A 19101-nucleotide genomic window follows, 5' to 3' on the forward strand; every position below is an offset into this window, starting at 1 on the left:
CCCCCTACGACTTGGGCGTGGCCGAGGGGGTCGGCGACGGCGTCGGCGTCGTGCAGATGCCGTCGATGACGTAGAGCGTGATCACCTTCGTCTCCGGGACCACCGTGCCACCGGCCGGCACCGTCTTGGTGATCTTGCGGCAGGCGGGGTCGTCGGTGGTCACGGAGGTGTCGCGGACGTGGACCTGAAGGCCCGCCGCCTCGATCATCTCCTGCCCCTTGAGGAAGGACAGGCCGGCGACCTCGGGCACCTTGATCTTCTTGACCGTCGGCGTCGGCGTGCTCGTCGGCGTCTTGGTCGGTCCCTTCGTGGTGGTCGGGGTGGTGGTGGGCGTGGTCGTCGGCTCCTCCTCGGGCTCCGACGGCTCCTCGCTCGGAGGGTGCGTGGGCGGTCTGGTGGTGGGCGGCAGGGGCGGCTTCGTGGCAGGCGTCGCCGTGGGCTTGATGGGCTTCTTGCCGCCGTTCTTCGTCGGCGTGGGGCCGTCGTCGCTGTCGCCCTGGTGGGTGATGGTCGAGGTCGGCGTCGGCGTGCCGGGGACCATGCCCGTCAGCGCCACCGCGCCGGCGCCCACGCCGAGCACCACCGCGGCCGTGAGCCCGACGACCAGGCCGGTCCTGCGCGGCGCCTTGGCGGCGCGGCGGCCACCCGGGCGGCGCTCGCCGACGGCGGCGGTGGTCTCCTCCGCCGACGCCGGCAGGTGCGTCCCCGTCTGGAACGCGCCACCCCCGGCCGGCGGCTGCCCGCCCTGGTAGGCGGGCGGCTGACCCTGCTGGTAGGCACCGGTCTGCGAGGGCTGCCCCTGCTGATAGGCGCCCGTCTGCGAAGGCTGCCCCTGCTGATAGGCGCCCGTCTGCGGGGACTGGCCCGCCTGGTAGGCGCCGGTCTGGTACGACTCGGGCGGCGGGGCCATCGTGGCCCCCGTGGCCGGCGGCGCGATCTCGGCCACCGGCGTGATCGCCTGGCCCGACCCGGCCGTGCGGGCCGCCTCGCTCATCGCCTTCGCCGTCGGGAACCGCCTGGCGGGGTCCTTCGACAGCGCCACCTCCACCAGCGTCCGGATCGGCGCCGGGATGTCGGCGGGCAGCGGCGGCGGCGCCTCCCGGATGTGCTTGAGCGCGATCGTGACCGCGCTGTCACCGTCGAACGGCCGCTGACCCAGCAGGCATTCGTAGGCGACCACGCCGAGCGCGTAGATGTCCACGGCCGGCGTGACGGGCGCGCCCTCGGCCTGCTCGGGCGCGCAGTAGGCGGCCGTGCCCAGCACCATGCCGGCGTCGGTCAGCCGGTTGGCCAGGTCGGAACGGGCGATGCCGAAGTCGGTCAGCACCAGCGTCCCGTCACGCTGCACCAGCAGGTTGCCCGGCTTGACGTCACGGTGCACGATCCCCTGGTCGTGCACCGCCTGCAGGGCCGAGGCGGCCTGTGCGATGAGCTCCATGGCCGCCTGGGGCGGAATCCGGCCGAGCCGGGCCAGGAGCCGGTCGAGCGGCTCCCCGTCCACGAACTTCATCACGAGGTAGACGGTGTCGCCGCTCACCCCGTAGTCGTAGACGTCCACCACGCCGGAATGGTTGATCGTGGCCATCGCCCTTGCTTCCCCCTGGAAGCGGGCGACGAATCCGCGATCATCCATGCGGCCTGGGAGCAGCACCTTGACGGCGACGGTGCGGGCGAGCACGATGTCCTCGCCTCGCCACACCTCGCCCATGCCGCCGGCGCCGATGCGGGTATCCAGCCGATACCGCCCCGCCAGCGTCGTGCCTTGGGCAACCATGACTCCCCCGCTACCCCCCTACATCGGTAACCTCGCCCACCCCGCGGTTCTCCAACAAAGCGAACTTTTGTCGCGGTGAGGTAACACCGTGGTCACGGAAACTCCGAGAGTGTACCGGTCTCAGGAGTCCCATATGCCACTCAAATGCCGCAAGCTGTACAAACCCTATCCTGGAGCCTTATAGGCGTTGTTGTCCGCGTTTCCTGGAGATCAGAATCGCCCTGGGTAGGCTGATTCCCATGACGCTCTCACCTGGACTCCGCTCCCAACTGCTCACCATGGTCGAGAGATCCGACACAGCCGAGAAGTTCGGCAGCGGCGACGTGCCCGTGCTGGCCACGCCCAGACTGCTCGCGCTGGCCGAACGGGCCACCGTCGAGGCCGTACGCCCCCAGCTGGCCGAGGGCGAGACGTCGGTCGGCACCCGGGTCGAGCTCGAACACCTGGCCGCCAGCCCCCTCGGCGCCCACGTCGAGCTCACCGCCGAGCTCACCGAGGTGGACGGCCGCCGGCTGGTCTTCACCTTCGAGGCCCGCGACCTGCAGGGCACGGTGGTGGGCAGGGGCACGGTCGAGCGAGTGGTCGTCGACCGCGCCAGGTTCCTGGCCCGCGTCAGTCGATGACGGCGATCAGATCGCCCTCCTGGATCACGTCGCCCTCGGCGACCTGGAGCTGGGACACCACGCCCCCGTCCTCGGCGAGCACGGGGATCTCCATCTTCATCGACTCCAGGATGACCAGCGTGTCGCCCTCGGAGACCGCCTCGCCCTCCCGGACGACCACCTTCCACACGTTCGCCACCATCTCGGCGCGCACCTCAGCCACCGGGGCTCCTCTCTTCCGACGCCACCAACCATGTCAACAGGGTCAAGCCCGCATTCGCCCGACCAGTCCTGTGTCGTAGTCTCCCGCGACGAATGCCGGGTTCTCCAGCAGCTCGGCGCAGAAGGGCAGATTGCTCTTCGGCCCCTCCACGGTGAACTCCGCGACCGCCTTGCGGCCCAGCTCCAGCGCCTCGGTACGGTCGGCCCCGACCACGCACAGCTTGGCCATCAGCGGGTCGTAGTACATGCTCACCGTGTTGCCCACCTCGTAGCCGGAGTCGACGCGGACGCCGTCGCCGGCGGGCTCGTCCCAGGTGGTGATCCGGCCGGGCCCGGGGAGGAAGCGCTTGGGGTCCTCGGCGTAGACCCGGAACTCGATCGCGTGCCCGGTGGGCGCCACCGTGATCTCCGGGCTCTCCCCCGCGGCCACGCGCAGCTGCAACTCCACCAGGTCGAGGCCGGTGACCAGCTCCGTGACCGGGTGCTCGACCTGGAGCCTGGTGTTCATCTCCAGGAACACGAAGTCCTGGGCGTCGGCGTCGACCAGGCACTCGACCGTGCCCGCGCCGACGTAGCCGACGGCCTCGCCGGCCCGCACGGCTGCGGCCAGCATGCGTTCGCGCAGCTCGGGGCCGATGCCGGGGGACGGCGACTCCTCGACGACCTTCTGGTGGCGGCGCTGCACCGAGCAGTCGCGCTCGCCCAGGGCCAGCACCCGGCCGTCGGGCAGGCCGAGGATCTGCACCTCGACGTGGCGGGCGCGTTCGACGTAGCGCTCCAGCAGGACAGCGGGCCCGGCCAGCGCGTCACCCGCGCCGCCCGCCGCGGCCGCCGCGGCGAACCTGGCCGCCGCCCTGGCCGCCTGCTCGAACGCCTTGGCCAGCCCGGCGTCGTCGCGGGCCACGCTCATGCCGATCCCGCCACCGCCGCCGGCGGTCTTGACCATGACCGGGTAGCCGATCAGCTCGGCCGCGTCGAGCGCGGCGACCAGGTCGGTGACCGGTTCCCTGGTGCCCGCGGCGACGGGCACGCCCGCCTCCTCCATGAGGTTCCTGGCGTTGATCTTGTCGCCCATACGGTCGATGCACTCCGGCGACGGCCCGATCCACACCAGCCTGGCCTCGATCACCGCCCGCGCGAACGCGGCGTTCTCCGACAGGAAGCCGTAACCGGGGTGAACCGCCCCCGCTCCCGTGGCACGGGCCGCCTCCAGGAGCCTGGCGGGGTCGAGGTAGCTCTGCGCGGGGTCGGCCGGGCCGATCAGCACCGCCTCGTCGGCCTCGCGCACGAACGGCAGCCCGGCGTCGGCCTCGGAATGGACGGCGACGGCCCGCAACCCCATCCGCCTGACCGTGCGGATGATCCGCCGCGCGATCTCCCCGCGGTTGGCGATCAGAACGGGCCCGAGCGTCTCAGCAGTCACGCGGACAACCCTATGACCGCCGTCGGCTCGTCCCCTTTCCCCCGGGCGCACCGATCAACAGAGCATGATCTGTAGGAACCCCACAAAACCGGGCGATTCAGCTAGATGCGGCCTCTGCCGACCACCCGGGTCAGGGCGTCGAGCGCGGCGGCGTCGTACGCGCTGCCCGCCGTGAGCCTGATGCGCTCCAGCGCCGCCCCCGCCCGGTCGCGATCGGTGGACGGCCCCACCAGGTCGTCGTAGGCGTTGGCGACCCTGATGATGCGGCTGGACAGCGGCGGGTCGTCGGCGATCTCGTCGCACTGCCTGCGGACCACCTCGGCCACCCGGTCGAGCACGCCCGTCTGCCTGATCACCTCGGCCCCCAGCTCGGCGATGCGCCGCGCCTGCTCCGGATCGGCGAGCACGGTCGCGCCCCCCGGGATGGGGTCGCGCAGCGAGAGCTGGCCGATGTCGTGCATGAGGGCGGCGTACTCCAGCTCCAGCAGCTCGGGCTCGGCCATGCCCAGCTCCCGGCCGACCGCCACGGCCAGGCGGGAGACCCTGCGGGAGTGGCCGGGCTCGACGTAGCCGCCGACCTCGGTGACCCGCGACAGGGCGCGGACGGTCTGCAGGTAGGTGGCGCGAATGCCGGCGTACTTGCGGAAGGCCACCTGCGTCACCAGCAGCGGCGCGGCGAAGACCAGCAGGGCCACCAGGTCCATGCTGTGCGTGGCGAGCGCGAGCAGCACGCCGGAGGCGGCCACGGCGGCGCCCAGCGGGAACGCCATGTTGATCTCGTCGCGCACCGCCACCCGGAACGCCGTGCGCAGCCGCTCGGCCCGCAGCAGCGCGGCGATCAGCACGTCGACCAGCAGCGTCACCGTGATCAGCGAGACCATCACGACGAGCGCCGGCCACCAGGTGTGGGCGCCCGGCGGCGGCTTGGTGAGCTGGTAGAGCGGGTCGGCCAGCGGGCGGAAGGCGAAGGCCAGCAGCGCGCCGGTGAGCAGGCGGCGGGCCATCGCGTCGAGCCGCGGCGGCCGGCCGACGGCCAGGTGGGGCAGCGCGCCGGCGACCATCCCCGCCGCGATCACGGCCACGACCTGCAACGCGGAGTGGCGCAACTGGTTCTGGCTGAGGTCGAGCAGCAGGGTGTAGCCGAGCGCCGCGGCGGCGCCGATGGGCGCGACCTCCCTGTTGCCCGGCATGGTCAGCCGGGCCAGCTCGCCCACCGCGATCAACGCGCCGAACCCGATGGCGATCTCGGGACGGTCGAGCCCGACGGCCGCCGTGTGCGCCACCCCCGCGACGGCGACCAGGCCGGCCGCGCAGATCAGCAGCAACTGGCCGGAGTCGAGCCTGCGCAGGACGGTGGCCTGCGCCCTGTCGGCGCGCCGGACGCGCTCGGTGGTGGTCATGGCCCGCTCACGACCTGGATGGGCATCGTCGGGTCGTCGTGGTCCTTGATCGTGGCCTCGGCGGCGTCGGGCGGCGGCGCCTCGACCCGGCGCGGCGGCTGCCACGGATTACGTTCCAGCGCCTTGATGAACGCGGCCACCATGATCGGGTCGAAGTGCGTGCCGGAGCACTTGCGCAGCTCCTCCACGGCCACCTCGACCGGACGCGCCCCCCGGTAGGAGCGGTCGGAGGTCATCGAGTCGAACGCGTCGGCCACCGCGATCACCTTGGCGAACTCGGGGATCTCGTCGCCGGCCAGGCCCATCGGGTAGCCGGTGCCGTCGTGGCGCTCGTGGTGGTGCATGATCCCGGCGTAGGCCTCGTCGAGGAAGCCGATGCCGCGGACGATCTCCAGCCCGCGCATCGGATGGAGCTGGATCGCGGCGAGCTCCCCCTCGGTGAGCGGCCCGTCCTTCTGCAGCACCTTCGTGGGCACGCCGAGCTTGCCCACGTCGTGGAGCATGCCGGCGTAGCGGATGGCGCGCACGCGTTCGAGGCCCATGCCGATCTCCTGGGCGATCATGCTGGAGGCGAGCGAGACACGCGTGCAGTGGCCCCGTGTGTAGTAGTCCTTGGTCTCGACGGCCTGGCAGAGCGCGGCGATGGTGGCGTCGTACGAGCGCTGCTGGGCGTGGTACTGGCCGAACGCCCAGCGGGCCACGAACAGCGGCATCAGGACGAGCACCGCCGAGATCGACTGCACGGTCGCCCACAGCCCGGCCACCAGCAGCCCGAACGTGCCGTAACCGAGGTAGGACAGCAGGAACTGCACCATGCCGCGCAGCGGCACCTCCGTGGCCCGCACGCTGGTCGCCAGGCTGATCATGGTCAGCGTGAGCACGATGTTGAGCGGCACGAAGACGGCGGTCGCGGCGGCGTAGGGGCCGATGAGGCTGTCGAACTCGTTGACCCGCGGCACCCCGATCGTGCCGTGCAGCCACTCGTAGACCCAGCCGGAGGCGTAACCGCAGACGGCGAACTGGGCGCCGTTGAACAGCCGTTTGATCAACGGCAGCCCCGGCCGCACGCTGACCGCCGCGGTGAGCCCCACGACCGCCGCACCCTCCGGCCCGATCAGCACGACCGCGGCCAGCGACGCCGAGAAGCTCACCGACACCGCGAACTGCTCGACGTTGAGCAGCGTCGGCATCGACTCGCACACCAGGAAGAGCAGCGCGAGCACCAGCAGGATGTCGAGATTCTCCGGCGCCACGAGCGGGCCGGAGACGATCGCGCTGTGCCCGATGAGAGCGGCCGCCGCCGCGATCACGGCGACCAGGTAGACCCTCGCGGGCCAGGGCAGGTCACGCATTGCCGCCCCCTACTGCGGTCAGGTCCAGGACACCCCTGGCGGAAGCGCGCCGATACCGGCCAGGACCACCGTCGAGGCGACCACGATGACGGCGGCGAGCAACCAGGTGAACCTGTCCTTCAACATCCCACATGCCTCCACGTCGACTTCTGGAGTTCACGCTACAGAAGAGGACGTCACCGTACGGGCCGAGCGGGAAATCGCAAGCAAAGTGTAATCAAGCAACTACCTGGCGCGACTCCGCGCCCAGGCCACGGTGCTCTTGACACCGGTCGGCAGGTCGGTGCGCGGCTCCCAGCGCAGCCCCTCGTGGGCGGGCACCGGGTCGACGGCCATCGCGGGCAGGTCGCCGACGCGCGGCGGCGCGAACCCCGGCTTGTCGTGGGCTCCGGCCGCGTCGGCGATCAGCGAGTGCAGGCGCCTGTCGGTGGTCTGGATGCCGGTGCCGAGGTTGAACCGGCGGCCGTTGCCGTCGCTGCCGCAGGCCCGGACGAAGCCGTCGACCACGTCGTCGACGTAGACGTAGTCGCGGGTCTGGGTGCCGTCGCCGTAGAGGACGGTGGGGGTGCCGTTGAGCAGGGCGTCGGTGAAGATCGACACGACGCCGGCCTCGCCGTCGGGCGACTGGCGCGGGCCGTAGACGTTGGAGAGCACCAGCGTGGTGTACTCCAGGCCGTAGAGGGCTCGGAAGGTCGCCAGGTAGGTCTCGGCGCTCAGCTTGGAGGCCGCGTACGGCGAGCGCGGGTCGGTGGGCGCGTCGCCCGGCACGGGGATCGTGGACGGCCGGCCGTAGACCGCCACGGAGGAGGCGAACACCACCTTGCGCGTGGTGCCCTCCTTGGCCGCCGTGAGCACCGAAGCGGTGCCCTCGACGTTGAGCCGGGCGTCGTGGACGGGGTCGGCCACGCTCTTGCGCACGCTGATCTGGGCGGCCAGGTGGCAGATGACCTCGGGCCGCAGCTCGGCCGCCAGCCCGATGATCGCCGGGTCGCGCACGTCGAGCACGTGCAGGCTGAAACGGTCGCTCTCGGCCGCGTTGACCAGGTTGTCCCTGCTGCCGGAGGACAGGTCGTCTACGGCGACGACCTCGTGTCCGTCCGCGAGCAGGCGGTCGACGAGATTCGACCCGATGAAACCGGCACCACCGGTGACTAGGACGCGCATGGCGTGAATCCTAGTCGGCCAGCTCCGACCTCACCTGCTCGATCCGCGCCAGCACCTTGGAACGCAGATCGGCGGGGACGGGGTCGCAACCGCAGTGCTTGGCCACGAGCGCCTTGACGGCCTTGTCGAGGTCGTACTCCTTCAGGCACGGGCTGCACTCGTCGAGGTGCACCCGGATGTCGGAGACGTCATGGTCGGTCAGCTCGCCGTCGAGATAGGCGTAGACCTTGTCCAGCACCTCGCGACAGTCGGTGTCGTGCGGGTTGCCACAGCTCATTTCGTTCCCTCCGAGGGGACCAGGCCGCGCTCGCGGGCGTAGTCCTCAAGGAGGCCCCGGAGCTGCCTGCGTCCCCGATGCAGCCTGGACATCACGGTGCCGATGGGAGTGCCCATGATGTCGGCGATCTCCTTGTAGGGGAAGCCTTCGACGTCGGCGAGGTAGACGGCGATCCTGAACTCTTCCGGCAGTGCCGCGAGCGCCTGCTTGATGTCGCCGTCGGGGAGGTGTTCGAGCGCCTCGACCTCGGCCGACTTCAGCCCGGTGGAGGTGTGGGACTCGGCCCGCGCGAGCTGCCAGTCCTCGATCTCCTCGGTGCCGGACTGCTTGGGCTCACGCTGCTTCTTGCGGTAGCTGTTGATGAACGTGTTCGTCAGGATCCGGTAGAGCCACGCCTTGAGGTTCGTGCCCTCCTGGAACTGGTGGAACGACGCGAACGCCTTGGCGAAGGTCTCCTGAAGCAGGTCCTCCGCGTCCGCTGGATTCCGGGTCATCCGGAGCGCGGCGGAGTAGAGCTGTTCGAGATACGGCATGACGTCGCGCTCGAACCGCTCGCTGCGCTGCTCCAGAGTCTCCGCGCCTGTCGCGGGCACCGGACCCACCCCCCTAAGATCACCGGTGGCCGGCTGTGGCGGTACACCGTACTCAGGGGAGAATACCCGCTGGCCGATGACCTCCTGGTCATCGGGGCGCGGTCTTTCCAATGTGAGCATGCTCGTCGCAACACGCCCGCGCCCTTGTCTGTTCCCGCAAGATAGAAGGTACAGAGGACCCGGTGCGGGGAACGTCAATACGTACCGGCTGGTAGCCCTTTTTCCGGAACTCAGGAGTCGCGTGTGCTGCCCATTCCGGCCGAGGAACTGAACGGCTCTGGGACGCTCGGGCCGTACTGGACCTTCTACCGCGCCGTCGCCGCCGAGCAACTGAACCGATGGCTCCCCGGCGAACCATCGGTGATCCTGGATCTGTCCGGCGGCCGCGGACGCTGGTCCGGCCAGGCCGCGAGGGCGGGACACCGGGTGATCGAGGTGCTCGACTTCCGCCGGACCGTGGACGCGCAGTCCCGTTTGCGGGACGCCGACCGGGTTCGGCACGTACGCGCCGATGATCTGGCGTTTCTTCCCGATGAGAGCGTCGACGCCGTGCTCGCCGAGGAACGCGCGATGTCGATCGAGCTCATGGCCGAGTCGGCGATGAGCGACGTGGCCAGGGTGCTGCGTCCGGGCGGGCGGGCGCTGGTGTGCGTCGACTCGCTGGTGCTCGGCATGGCGATCCTGGCCGAGCAGGAGCAGTGGCAGCATCTGCGGCAGACCGGCGAGGTCATGCTGGTGCCCTGGCCCGACGGCAGCATCACGCGCTGCTTCAGCAGCGGTCAGCTCCGGGAGCTGCTGATGGGGGCCGGGCTGGAGGTGGAGTGGATGCGGCCGCGCACGGTGTTGTCGCCGTCCACGGTCGACCACGTGCTCGGGTCCGACGGGCGGTCGCTGACCTGGCTCGTGCGCACCGAGCTCGACGCCCATCCCGACGACGACGACACGGTCGGGATTCACCTGGTGGCCAGCGCCCGCAAGAGCTGAGCCGCCGGCCGGTCCCGGGGGCCGCCGTTCTTCGTGTCCGGCGGCCTTCGGCTCCCGCCCGCGCGGCTCCCGCCCGCCGGTTCGGCGTCCGGGCGGTCAGCGGCGGCGTTCGCGTCTTCCCTGGCACTGTACGCAGCGGGCGGCCTCCGGGCGGGCCTCCAGCCGGCCCTCGGGCACCGGCTTGTCGCAGTCGACACACCTGCCGTACGCGCCTTCGTCCAGGCGGGTGATCGCCTCGGTCACCGCGCGGCGCTGCGCGGTCGCCGCGGTGAGCATGGCCTGCGCGCGGTCGGCGTCGGTGAGGTCGGAGCCCGCGTCGGCCGCCGAGCGTTCACGGATCGCGACGGGATCGCCCCGAAGGACCCCGATCGAACGGTCCAGCTCCACGAGCATGTCTTCGAGCCGCCTACGAGCGGTCGCGACGTCCACGAATCCGCACCTCCGGGTGAAAAGGGGGAAGGCCGCGGCGAGGACTCCCCGGTTGTCCCGCCCGGCGCAATTAGGGGCATGTCAGAGCGGTGACACCGAGTGAACGGTTGCATCGCTTTCCTCACCGAATGCCCACTTACCCTGCTTCTTACACCTTTAGAAAAGGCCGGCTTCTTCCCCGTCGGGCAGCGGTTTGATGAGATCCGGTCCATTGTTCCGGACATTATTGACATCAGTGGAAACGGGATATGCCGCCAGCCTCCCGGCCTCCGCGGGCACCAGGAGACGCGAGGCGCGGTCGGTGTCGGTCAGACCCGGGTCGAGCCAGTCGGCCCAGCGGTCGCGCTCGATCATCATGGGCATCCTGTCGTGGATGCGGCCGAGGTGGTCCTCCGCGTCCGTCGTGATGACCGTGCAGGTCACCAGCCACTTGAGCGGGTCGTCGTCGTCGCGCGTACGGTCCTTCCAGAACTCGTACAGGCCGGCCATGGCCAGCACGCCGCCGTCCTCGGGGTGGATGAAGTACGGCTGCTTCTTCTTCTCGCCCTCGACGGCCATCCACTCGAAGTAGCCGTCGGCCGGGATCAGGCACCTGCGCTTGGCGAACGCCTGCCGGAACGACGGCTTCTCGGCCAGCGTCTCGGCCCTGGCGTTGATCAGCCGGGAGCCGATCGACGGGTCCTTGGCCCAGACGGGCACCAGGCCCCACTTGACGATCCTGAGCTGCCGGACCGCGTGCTCGTCCTCCTTGGACGTCCGGCTCATGACCGCGTAGACGTTCTTGGTGGGGGCGACGTTGAAGTCCGCGCCCAGCTCCTTGTCGGGCTCGCCGTCGAGCTCGACCTGGAACTCCTCCAGCAACTCGTGCTTCTTGCGCGCCGAGGCGTATCTACCGCACATGTCCCCACATTGCCATACGTGTGTTCGCTTCCGGCCCCGCCGGACGGGGTAGGCGTGCTCGCGTGAAGGCTTACCAGCTCGTCGAGCCCGGCAGAGCCGAGCTGACCGACGTCGACGTGCCCTCCCCCGGACCCGGCCAGGTGCTGCTGCGCGTGGCCGGGTGCGGCGTGTGCCATTCGGACCTGCACCTGCTGCACGCCGCCTCGGGGCTGCCGTACCCGATGACGCTCGGGCACGAGCCCGCGGGCACGGTGGCGGAGCTGGGGGCCGACGTGCGCGGATGGGAGGTCGGCCAGGGCGTCGTCGGGTACATCGTGTGGGGCTGCGGGGTGTGCCGCCGGTGCGCCGAGGGGGCCGAGAACGCCTGCGAACGGTTCCCGCGCGGTCTCGTGCCCGGCCCCGGGCTGGGGTTCCCCGGGGCGATGGCCGAGTACATGGTGGCCCCGGCGCGTTCGCTGGTGCCGCTCGGCGGGCTCGACCCGGTGGAGGCGGCGCCGCTGGCGGACGCGGGGCTGACGCCGTACCACGCGATCGACAGGTGCCGCGCGCTGCTCACGCCGGCCGCGACCGCGGTGGTGATCGGGGTGGGCGGGCTCGGGCACATGGCGGTGCAGATCCTGCGGGCGGTCACGGGCAGCAGGATCGTCGCCGTGGACCTCGATCCGGCCAGGCTGGCCGCCGCCGGGGGCTACGGCGCCGACGAGACCGTCCTGTCGGACGGCGACGCGGCCGGGCGCGTCCTGGAGCTGACCAAGGGGGTGGGCGCGGACGTGGTGCTCGACTTCGTGGGCGCCGGGCCGACGCTGTCGCTGGCCGCGGCGGCGGTGTCCTCGTACGGGCAGGTCGTGGTGGTGGGCCTGGCGGGCGGGACGCTGGCGTTCCCGGCGGCGAGCCCGCCCCAGGGCCTGCCGTGGGGCGCCGCGGTCGTCAAACCGTACGCCGGGACGCGGCGCGACCTGCACGAGGTGCTCGCGCTGGCCCGCCAGGGGCGGATCAGGGCTCGGGTGGAACGCTGGCCGCTGGCCGAGGCCGCGTCGGTGCTGTCCGAGCTGGAGTCCGGCGCGATCGAGGGGCGCGCGGTCCTGACCCCGTGATCCCTCGAACACGGGACGACGCGTTGTCCACAGGCTGTGAACGCGCCGTACCAGGCCCAGTAGGCTTTGGACATGCCCGCTCAGCACTGGCCCGCGCCGACGGCCGCCACCCCCGTCAACGCCTCCGTCCGCCTGCCCGGCTCCAAGTCCGTCACCAACCGCGCGCTGCTGCTGGCCGCGCTGGCCGACGGTCCGGGCGTCGTGCGCCAGGCGCTGCGCAGCCGCGACGCCGACCTCATGGTCTCGGCCCTGCGCGCGCTGGGCGCCACGCTGACGGCCGTGCGCGAGACCACCGACGCGGTCGACTGGGAGGTGACGCCGGGCCCGGTCAGCGGCGGCGCCCGCATCGACGCCGGTCTGGCGGGCACGGTCATGCGGTTCGTCCCGCCGATGGCGGCGCTGGCCGACGGGCCGGTCTTCTTCGACGGCGACCCCTACGCCCGCAGGCGTCCGATGGGCCCGATCCTCGACGCCCTGCGCGCGCTGGGGGCACGCATCGACAACGACGCGCTCCCGTTCACGATCAGCGGGCCGCTGACCGGCGGCGAGGTCACGATCGACGCCTCCGGCTCCTCGCAGTTCGTCTCGGGGCTGATGCTGACAGCGGCGCGGTTCGAGAAGGGCGTCACGATCCGCCACGTCGGCCCGCCGGTGCCGTCCCAGCCGCACATCGAGATGACCGTGCACATGCTGCGGGAGGCCGGGGTCAGGGTCGACGACGCCGAGCGCGACGTGTGGCGGGTCGAGCCGGGCCCGATCGCGGCCAGGGACATGACGGTCGAGCCCGACCTGTCCAACGCGGCCCCCTTCCTGGCCGCCGCGCTGGTCACGGGCGGCACGGTCACCGTCCCCGGCTGGCCACCGGAGACCACCCAGCCGGGCGACGCGCTGCGCGGCCTGCTCACCACCATGGGCGCCACGGTGACCCGCGACGGCGACGACCTGGTCGTCACCGGCACGGGCGAGGTCAAGGGCCTCGACGCCGACCTGCACGAGGTGGGCGAGCTGACCCCCACGATCGCCGCGCTGGCCGCCCTGGCCACCACGCCGAGCCGCATCCGCGGCATCGGCCACCTGCGCGGCCACGAGACCGACCGGCTGGCCGCGCTGGCCACCGAGATCAACGCACTCGGCGGCGACGTCGAGGAGACGGCCGACGGCCTGCTCATCCGCCCGCGCCCGCTGCACGGCGGCGTGTTCCACAGCTACGACGACCACCGCATGGCCACGGCCGGCGCCGTGATCGGCCTCGCGGTGCCGGGCGTCGAGGTGGAGAACATCGCGACGACCGCCAAGACGCTGCCCGAGTTCGTCCAGATGTGGGCGGCCATGCTGGAGTCCCGATGAGCAGCGGTGATCGGGCGTTTCGCGGCAGGCGGCGGGGGCACTTCGCAGGAGGGTCCGGCATGGTGAGAGGAAGCGAGCGCATGGGAGCGGACCGCTGAGAAAGCGGGAGTACGACGAGGACGACGTACGGGTCAGGCCGGGCAAGGGCTCGCGCCCGCGCACCCGCATCCGTCCCGCGCACGAGGACGCCGTGGAGGGCTTCGTGGTCGCCGTCGACCGGGGCCGCTACACGACCCTGGTCGAGCCCGAGCGCGGCCACAAACGCAAGCAGCAGCAGCGCCGGCTGGTGGTCGCCATGAAGGCCCGCGAGCTGGGCCGCAAGGGCATCGTGGTCGGCGACCGGGTGGCCCTGGTGGGCGACGTGTCGGGCCGCCCCGACACGCTGGCCAGGGTGGTCCGGGTGGAACCGCGCACCTCGATGTTGCGCCGCTCGGCCGACGACACCGACGACACCGACGGCATCGAGCGCCCGGTCGTGGCCAACGCCGACCAGCTCGTGATCGTCACCGCGCTGGCCGACCCGCCGCCCCGGCCCCGGATGATCGACCGGATCCTGGTGGCGGCGTTCGACGCCGAGATCGACGCGCTGCTCTGCCTCACCAAGTCCGACCTCGCCCCGCCGGACGAGCTGGTCGCCCTGTACGAGCCGCTGGGCGTGCCGCACATCGTGGTCCACAAGGGCGGCTCGCTCGACGAGCTGCGCGAGCATCTGGCCGGCCGCATCAGCGTGCTGGTGGGCCATTCGGGCGTGGGCAAGTCCACCCTGGTCAACGCCCTGGTGCCCGACGCCAACCGCGCGGTCTCGCACGTCAACGCGGTCACCGGCCGCGGCCGTCACACCTCCACCTCGGCCGTCGCGCTGGAGCTGCCCGAGGGCGGCTGGATCATCGACACGCCGGGGGTGCGCAGTTTCGGCCTGGCCCACGTGTCGGTCGAGACCGTGCTGGCCGCCTTCCCCGACCTGGTCGAGGGCACGGTCACCTGCCCGAAGGGCTGCACCCATCTCGGCGACGGGTGCGCGCTCGACGCCTGGGCGGCCGAGGGCAACGCCGACCCGGCCCGCCTGGAGTCGCTGCGCCGCCTGCTGTCCAGCCGCGAGGGCGCCCCCGACGAGCCGGCCGCCTGACCCCCGGCGGGTTCAGGGGCGGTTGGGGCGCAGGGTCCAGGTGACGGTCAGGCCGGTGACCAGGGTGCCGGCCGCGTCCCGCACGTCGACCAGCACGTCGAAGACCGGGCGCTCACCGGCGTCCAGCTTCGCGACGACCTCCTCCCTGGTGGCCGCCACCCGCGCCTCGGCCCGCACCTCCCCCAGGGCCACCTTCCGGAACTCGATGGTCGCCGTCGTGGGCAGCGGCACGCTCCGGCTGAGCTGGTCGCCGAACCTGGACAGCACCGCCGCCCCCGACGCCGACTCGGCCAGGGTGAACAGCGTGCCCGCGTGCGGCCCGGCCACGTGGTTGTGCAGCTCGGGCCGGTCCGGCAGCCGGCACTCCGCCCGGCCGTCCTCGACCGAGTCGAACACGATCCCCAACGTACGGGCGAATGGAACGGTTTCGAGGAGGAAGGCACCTACATCAATGGACATAGGAGACATGTTACTGGTCAGTAGGTGAAAAGGGAGTTACCAGAAAAGGGCGCCGGTGACTGATGTCCGGCACGACTGACGCGATAGCGTGGCTGACCGTGCAGGGTTACAACGACGATCTACGCCTCGCTCACGTCATGGCGGACGCCGCCGACGACCTGACCATGCGGCGGTTCAAGGCGGTCGACCTCAAGGTCGAGACCAAGCCCGACCTGACGCCGGTCAGCGACGCCGACCGCGCCGTCGAGGAGGCCATCCGCGGCACGCTGCGCCGCGCCCGGCCCCGCGACGCGGTGGTGGGCGAGGAGTTCGGCAAGACCGGGTGGGGAGCCCGGTCGTGGATCATCGACCCCATCGACGGCACCAAGAACTACGTGCGCGGCGTGCCCGTCTGGGCCACCCTGATCGCGCTCATGGAGTACGGCAAGGTCGTCGTCGGCCTGGTGTCGGCCCCCGCGCTCGGCCGGCGCTGGTGGGCGGCGACCGGCGGCGGCGCGTGGACCGGCAGGAGCCTGGCGAAGGCCACCAGGATGAACGTCTCCTCGGTCGCCAGGCTGGAGGACGCCTCCTTCTCCTACTCCAGCTTCGGCGGCTGGGAGAAGCTCGGCAAGCTGGACAACTTCCTCGACCTCGGCCGCGCCTGCTGGCGCACCCGCGCATACGGCGACTTCTGGTCGCACATGATGGTCGCCGAGGGCTCGGCCGACGTGTCCGCCGAGCCGGAACTGTCCCCCTGGGACATGGCGGCCCTGACCGTGATCGTCGAGGAGGCCGGCGGCGTGTGGACCGACCTCGCCGGCGTGCGCGGGCTGGAGGGCGGCAGCCTGGTCTGCACCAACGGCGCCCTCCACGACGAGGTCCTCAACCGCCTCAACGGCACCACGATCATCTCCTGAGCCGGGGCGGCCCCGCCCTCAGGCCGTCTCGAAGTCGGTGCACAACCATTGGTGTCCGTGCCGCTCCAGCCGTACGGCCAGAACGTGGCTGCGTTCACCGCAATGCACCAGCAGGCACATCTCCACGGCCCCTTCCCTGGGCTCCTTGACGTGCGGGCTCCCGACGAACGGCGGCCGCTCGGCGGAGATCATCCGCCCGGCCCTGACGAGGTCGCGGTAGGCCCGGCCGGTGAGCCGGTCGGCCACCGACTCCGGCGGACGGCGGCCGGTCAGCACCTCGGCCAGCGCCTGCCCGAGCTGACGCAGCCTGCGCTCGTCGGGCCGGGCCCCGGGCGGCCCCCAGACCAGCGGGGTCAGGGCCAGTGCGCCGTGGGTGAGGTCGTCCGCCATGCGTCCTCCAATGACTCAGGGGGAAGAAGGAAACGCCTTAATGAGTTTCCGGCCGGGGCCGCCGGATACGAAATCCGCCAACTTTACCCGGCCATCGTCCTCTTTCATCCGCTTGGGCGAAGAAGGCTTCCTCGAGCTGGATCCCCTATTTCTTTATCGGTTGTTCACAGCGACAACACCCTGGCGACCGCATTCATCAGTGAATCGCGGTAGGAACCTCCGTACAGGACCACGTGCACCAGCAGCGGATGCAACTGGTGCAGCGGCACCCGCTCCCGCCACCCCGCCGCGAGCGGGAACTCCTCCCGGTAGCCCCCCATCACCTGATCCAGGTACGGCAGCCCGAACAGGGCGAGCATGGCCAGATCCGTCTCCCGATGCCCGCCGTGGGCCGCCGGATCGACGAGCACCCCCGTGCCGCCGGACCACAACACGTTCCCGCTCCACAGGTCCCCGTGGACGCGGGCCGGCGGCTCGGGCGGCCCGGCCACCTCGGCGAACCGTTCCACGGCCCGCTCCACCAGCGCCGCGTCCCGGGACGGCAGCCGCGCCAGGCGCAGGAACGGCAACACCCGCCGGGTCGCGTAGAAGGAGGGCCAGTCGCCGTCCGGCGAGTTGTCCATGGGCAGCTCGGCGATGAATCCCGGCCAGGGCGCGCCGAACCCGTCGGCCCCGGCGCGATGCAGACGGGCCAGGTCTCCGCCGAACCGCACGGCCGCCGCCGCCGTGGGCGCCTCCTGCGGCACCCACGACAACACCAGCCGGTCCGGGCCCACCTCCACGACCTCGGGCACGGTGATCGCCTCACCCAGCCAGCGCAGCCCGGCGGCCTCGGAGGCGAACACGTCGGAGGCCGCGCCGAGCTTGGCGAACACCTCCCGCCCGTCCGGCAGCACGCCTCTGAGCAGCCGCCAACCGTGGGAGGAGCCGAGGTCCTCAGTCGATCTCATCGGCGATGTGCCCGGCCACGCCCTCCGAGGCCGTCTCCAGCATGGTCAGCACCTCCTCGAAGCCCTCGCGGCCACCGTAATAGGGGTCGGGCACCTCGGCGCCGTCCGGCGCGCCGGCGTCGAACGAGCGGAACAGGCGCACCTCGACCCCGCCGGGCGCCAGCCGGCGCAGGTTGGCCGCGTTGTCCCGGTCCATCGCCAGCACCAGGTCGTAGCGGTCGAACCAGTCCTCGGTGAACTGCCTGGCGCGATGGGCGGCGCCGTCGTAGCCGTGCTCGGCCAGGATGCCCAGAGCCCGCTCGTCCATCGGGTCGCCGACGTGCCAGCCGCCGGTGCCCGCGCTCTCGACGACGACCCGGCCGCCGAGCCCGTGCTCGTCCAGGGTGCGCCGGAGCACCACCTCGGCCATCGGTGAACGACAGATGTTCCCCATGCACACGAGACACACGCGATAGCTCATGGATCCCATCTTCCCTGGTCAAATTGATGGAGATGACCAGGCGCGTTCACCGAACGTTCACCCTTGTTGGGGGGTCTGAGTCACTTTGCCTGCATAACTTCATGGACGACTAAGGACCAAGTGAGGGGAACCCAACCGTGAAGTATGCAGGCCGGCTCGCCGCCGTCGCCGTCGTCGGCGCGCTCTCGCTCGCTGCGTGCGGCACAGACAACAACAGCTCGGGGAGCACGAACGGCACCACCGCCGCCAGCGCACCCGCCGCGGGCAACGACAACGGCCTGAGCGGCACCATCAACGCCGCCGGCTCCTCGGCCCAGGCCAACGCGATCGACCAGTGGAAGAAGGACTTCCAGGCCAAGAACTCGGGCGTGAGCCTGAACTACCAGCCGAGCGGTTCGGGTGCCGGTGTGCAGTCGTTCATCGCGGGCACGGTCGACTTCGCGGGTTCCGACTCCGCCCTCAAGGACGACAAGGGCGAGCCCGCCCAGGCCGACGCCCGGTGCAAGACCGGCAAGGCCATCAACATCCCGATGGTGACCGGCCCGGTCGCGGTGGTCTACAACGTCCCCGGCGTGGACGGCCTGCAGCTGTCGCCCAAGACCATCGGCGGCATCTTCGACAGCAAGATCACCAAGTGGGACGACGCGGCCATCAAGGCCGACAACCCCGACGCCAAGCTCCCGTCGACGCCGATCTCGGCCTTCCACCGCTCGGACGAGTCGGGCACCAGCGACAACTTCACCAAGTTCCTCAAGGCGACCGCCGGCTGGCCGTACGAGCCCGCCAAGGCGTGGCCCGCCGAGGCCAAGGGCCAGGGCGCCAAGGGCTCCGACCAGGTCGCGGCCAGCGTCAAGAGCACCGAGGGCTCCATCGGCTACGTCGAGCTCTCCTTCGCCGAGAACTCCCAGCTCAGCAAGGCCAAGGTCGCCAACGGCTCCGGCGAGTTCGTCGAGCTGACCGCCGACAGCGCGGCCAAGACGGTCGAGACCGCCGAGATCACCGGCACCGGCAACGACCTGAAGCTGAGCATCGACTACGCCACCAAGACCGCGGGCGCGTACCCGATCGTGCTGGTGACGTACGAGATCACCTGCGAGAAGGGCCTCGCGCCCGAGCAGGCGAAGATCGTCAAGGAGTTCCTCACCTACACCTCCAGCGACGAGGGCCAGGCCGCGCTGAAGGAGCTCGGCTACGCCCCGCTCGCGGGCGAGCTGCTCACCAAGGTCCGCACCGCCGTCGGCGCGATCTCCTAGCAGAAC

General features: G+C 71.3%; 21 protein-coding genes. 7 read left to right on the forward strand and 14 right to left on the reverse strand.

Annotated elements, in window-relative coordinates; translation table 11 throughout:
• Positions 1-4 precede the first annotated feature (4 nt).
• Positions 5-1774 carry a serine/threonine protein kinase gene (locus tag ACWCSU_RS41060; protein ID WP_449942076.1) on the reverse strand — a complete coding sequence of 590 codons (1770 nt, stop codon included), beginning with the start codon at positions 1772-1774 and terminating at the stop codon, positions 5-7.
• A gap of 239 nt (positions 1775-2013) precedes the next feature.
• On the opposite strand from ACWCSU_RS41060, the gene ACWCSU_RS41065 reads away from it, so the two are divergent.
• Positions 2014-2397, forward strand: coding sequence for a thioesterase family protein (locus ACWCSU_RS41065; protein WP_357697283.1), 384 nt, complete (start codon positions 2014-2016; stop codon positions 2395-2397).
• Here the strand turns inward: ACWCSU_RS41065 and ACWCSU_RS41070 are convergent.
• From ACWCSU_RS41070 to ACWCSU_RS41100, 7 genes are all read right to left on the reverse strand, one after another.
• Positions 2387-2599, reverse strand: coding sequence for a biotin/lipoyl-binding carrier protein (locus ACWCSU_RS41070; RefSeq protein ID WP_357697281.1), 213 nt, complete (start codon positions 2597-2599; stop codon positions 2387-2389). The two genes, ACWCSU_RS41065 and ACWCSU_RS41070, sit on opposite strands and share 11 nt — an antisense overlap.
• Before the next feature lie 42 nt (positions 2600-2641).
• Positions 2642-4021, reverse strand: coding sequence for an acetyl-CoA carboxylase biotin carboxylase subunit (locus tag ACWCSU_RS41075; protein ID WP_449942077.1), 1380 nt, complete (start codon positions 4019-4021; stop codon positions 2642-2644).
• A gap of 101 nt (positions 4022-4122) precedes the next feature.
• On the reverse strand, positions 4123-5421 hold the full coding sequence (locus tag ACWCSU_RS41080; RefSeq protein WP_357697277.1) for an HD-GYP domain-containing protein: 1299 nt from the start codon (positions 5419-5421) through the stop codon (positions 4123-4125).
• The gene (locus ACWCSU_RS41085; RefSeq protein ID WP_357697275.1) at positions 5418-6773 is read right to left on the reverse strand and encodes an HD-GYP domain-containing protein; all 1356 of its coding nucleotides are present in this window, start codon (positions 6771-6773) and stop codon (positions 5418-5420) included. Before ACWCSU_RS41085 ends, ACWCSU_RS41080 begins: the two co-directional genes overlap by 4 nt.
• Positions 6774-6998: 225 nt before the next feature.
• Entirely contained in the window at positions 6999-7937 is a 939-nt protein-coding gene (locus tag ACWCSU_RS41090) for an NAD-dependent epimerase/dehydratase family protein (RefSeq protein ID WP_357697273.1), read from the reverse strand.
• Between the two features lie 10 nt (positions 7938-7947).
• Positions 7948-8214: a mycothiol system anti-sigma-R factor gene (gene rsrA, locus ACWCSU_RS41095; RefSeq protein ID WP_357697271.1), complete on the reverse strand. Its 267-nt coding sequence runs from the start codon at positions 8212-8214 to the stop codon at positions 7948-7950.
• Complete coding sequence (locus tag ACWCSU_RS41100) at positions 8211-8816, reverse strand: sigma-70 family RNA polymerase sigma factor (RefSeq protein WP_357697269.1); 606 nt, start codon at positions 8814-8816, stop codon at positions 8211-8213. The genes rsrA and ACWCSU_RS41100 overlap by 4 nt, the downstream gene beginning before the upstream one ends.
• 234 nt (positions 8817-9050) lie before the next feature.
• Between ACWCSU_RS41100 and ACWCSU_RS41105 the strand changes: the two genes are divergently transcribed.
• On the forward strand, positions 9051-9791 hold the full coding sequence (locus ACWCSU_RS41105; RefSeq protein WP_357697268.1) for a class I SAM-dependent methyltransferase: 741 nt from the start codon (positions 9051-9053) through the stop codon (positions 9789-9791).
• Positions 9792-9887: 96 nt separating this feature from the next.
• Here ACWCSU_RS41105 and ACWCSU_RS41110 read toward each other — a convergent pair whose 3' ends face one another.
• Both ACWCSU_RS41110 and ACWCSU_RS41115 read right to left on the reverse strand, forming a co-directional pair.
• Entirely contained in the window at positions 9888-10220 is a 333-nt protein-coding gene (locus ACWCSU_RS41110) for a TraR/DksA family transcriptional regulator (protein WP_357697266.1), read from the reverse strand.
• A 156-nt stretch (positions 10221-10376) separates the two neighbouring features.
• Positions 10377-11120, reverse strand: coding sequence for an SOS response-associated peptidase (locus ACWCSU_RS41115; protein ID WP_364085585.1), 744 nt, complete (start codon positions 11118-11120; stop codon positions 10377-10379).
• Positions 11121-11182: 62 nt separating this feature from the next.
• On the opposite strand from ACWCSU_RS41115, the gene ACWCSU_RS41120 reads away from it, so the two are divergent.
• The 3 genes from ACWCSU_RS41120 (at position 11183) to rsgA (ending at position 14687) form a co-directional block, all read left to right on the forward strand.
• Positions 11183-12214: an NAD(P)-dependent alcohol dehydrogenase gene (locus ACWCSU_RS41120; protein WP_449942078.1), complete on the forward strand. Its 1032-nt coding sequence runs from the start codon at positions 11183-11185 to the stop codon at positions 12212-12214.
• A gap of 72 nt (positions 12215-12286) precedes the next feature.
• Complete coding sequence (aroA, locus tag ACWCSU_RS41125) at positions 12287-13561, forward strand: 3-phosphoshikimate 1-carboxyvinyltransferase (protein ID WP_357697260.1); 1275 nt, start codon at positions 12287-12289, stop codon at positions 13559-13561.
• 94 nt (positions 13562-13655) lie between these two features.
• Positions 13656-14687: a ribosome small subunit-dependent GTPase A gene (gene rsgA / locus ACWCSU_RS41130; RefSeq protein WP_357697764.1), complete on the forward strand. Its 1032-nt coding sequence runs from the start codon at positions 13656-13658 to the stop codon at positions 14685-14687.
• A 12-nt stretch (positions 14688-14699) separates the two neighbouring features.
• Here the strand turns inward: rsgA and ACWCSU_RS41135 are convergent, their stop codons facing one another.
• Positions 14700-15155, reverse strand: a complete 456-nt coding sequence (locus tag ACWCSU_RS41135; protein WP_449942079.1) for a DUF4442 domain-containing protein — start codon at positions 15153-15155, stop codon at positions 14700-14702.
• A gap of 53 nt (positions 15156-15208) precedes the next feature.
• Between ACWCSU_RS41135 and hisN the strand changes: the two genes are divergently transcribed.
• On the forward strand, positions 15209-16042 hold the full coding sequence (gene hisN, locus ACWCSU_RS41140; protein ID WP_449942080.1) for a histidinol-phosphatase: 834 nt from the start codon (positions 15209-15211) through the stop codon (positions 16040-16042).
• A gap of 18 nt (positions 16043-16060) precedes the next feature.
• On the opposite strand, the gene ACWCSU_RS41145 is transcribed toward hisN, so the two are convergent.
• From ACWCSU_RS41145 to ACWCSU_RS41155, 3 genes are all read right to left on the reverse strand, one after another.
• Positions 16061-16432, reverse strand: a complete 372-nt coding sequence (locus ACWCSU_RS41145) for an Rv3235 family protein (protein ID WP_357697256.1) — start codon at positions 16430-16432, stop codon at positions 16061-16063.
• Between the two features lie 164 nt (positions 16433-16596).
• On the reverse strand, positions 16597-17382 hold the full coding sequence (locus ACWCSU_RS41150; RefSeq protein ID WP_449942081.1) for a fructosamine kinase family protein: 786 nt from the start codon (positions 17380-17382) through the stop codon (positions 16597-16599).
• Complete coding sequence (locus ACWCSU_RS41155) at positions 17369-17842, reverse strand: low molecular weight protein-tyrosine-phosphatase (protein ID WP_357697252.1); 474 nt, start codon at positions 17840-17842, stop codon at positions 17369-17371. The genes ACWCSU_RS41150 and ACWCSU_RS41155 overlap by 14 nt, the downstream gene beginning before the upstream one ends.
• A 137-nt stretch (positions 17843-17979) precedes the next feature.
• On the opposite strand from ACWCSU_RS41155, the gene pstS reads away from it, so the two are divergent.
• Positions 17980-19095, forward strand: a complete 1116-nt coding sequence (pstS, locus tag ACWCSU_RS41160) for a phosphate ABC transporter substrate-binding protein PstS (protein ID WP_357697250.1) — start codon at positions 17980-17982, stop codon at positions 19093-19095.
• The last annotated feature ends 6 nt before the right edge of the window (positions 19096-19101 follow it).

The organism is Nonomuraea sp. NPDC001699 (genome assembly GCF_053596455.1).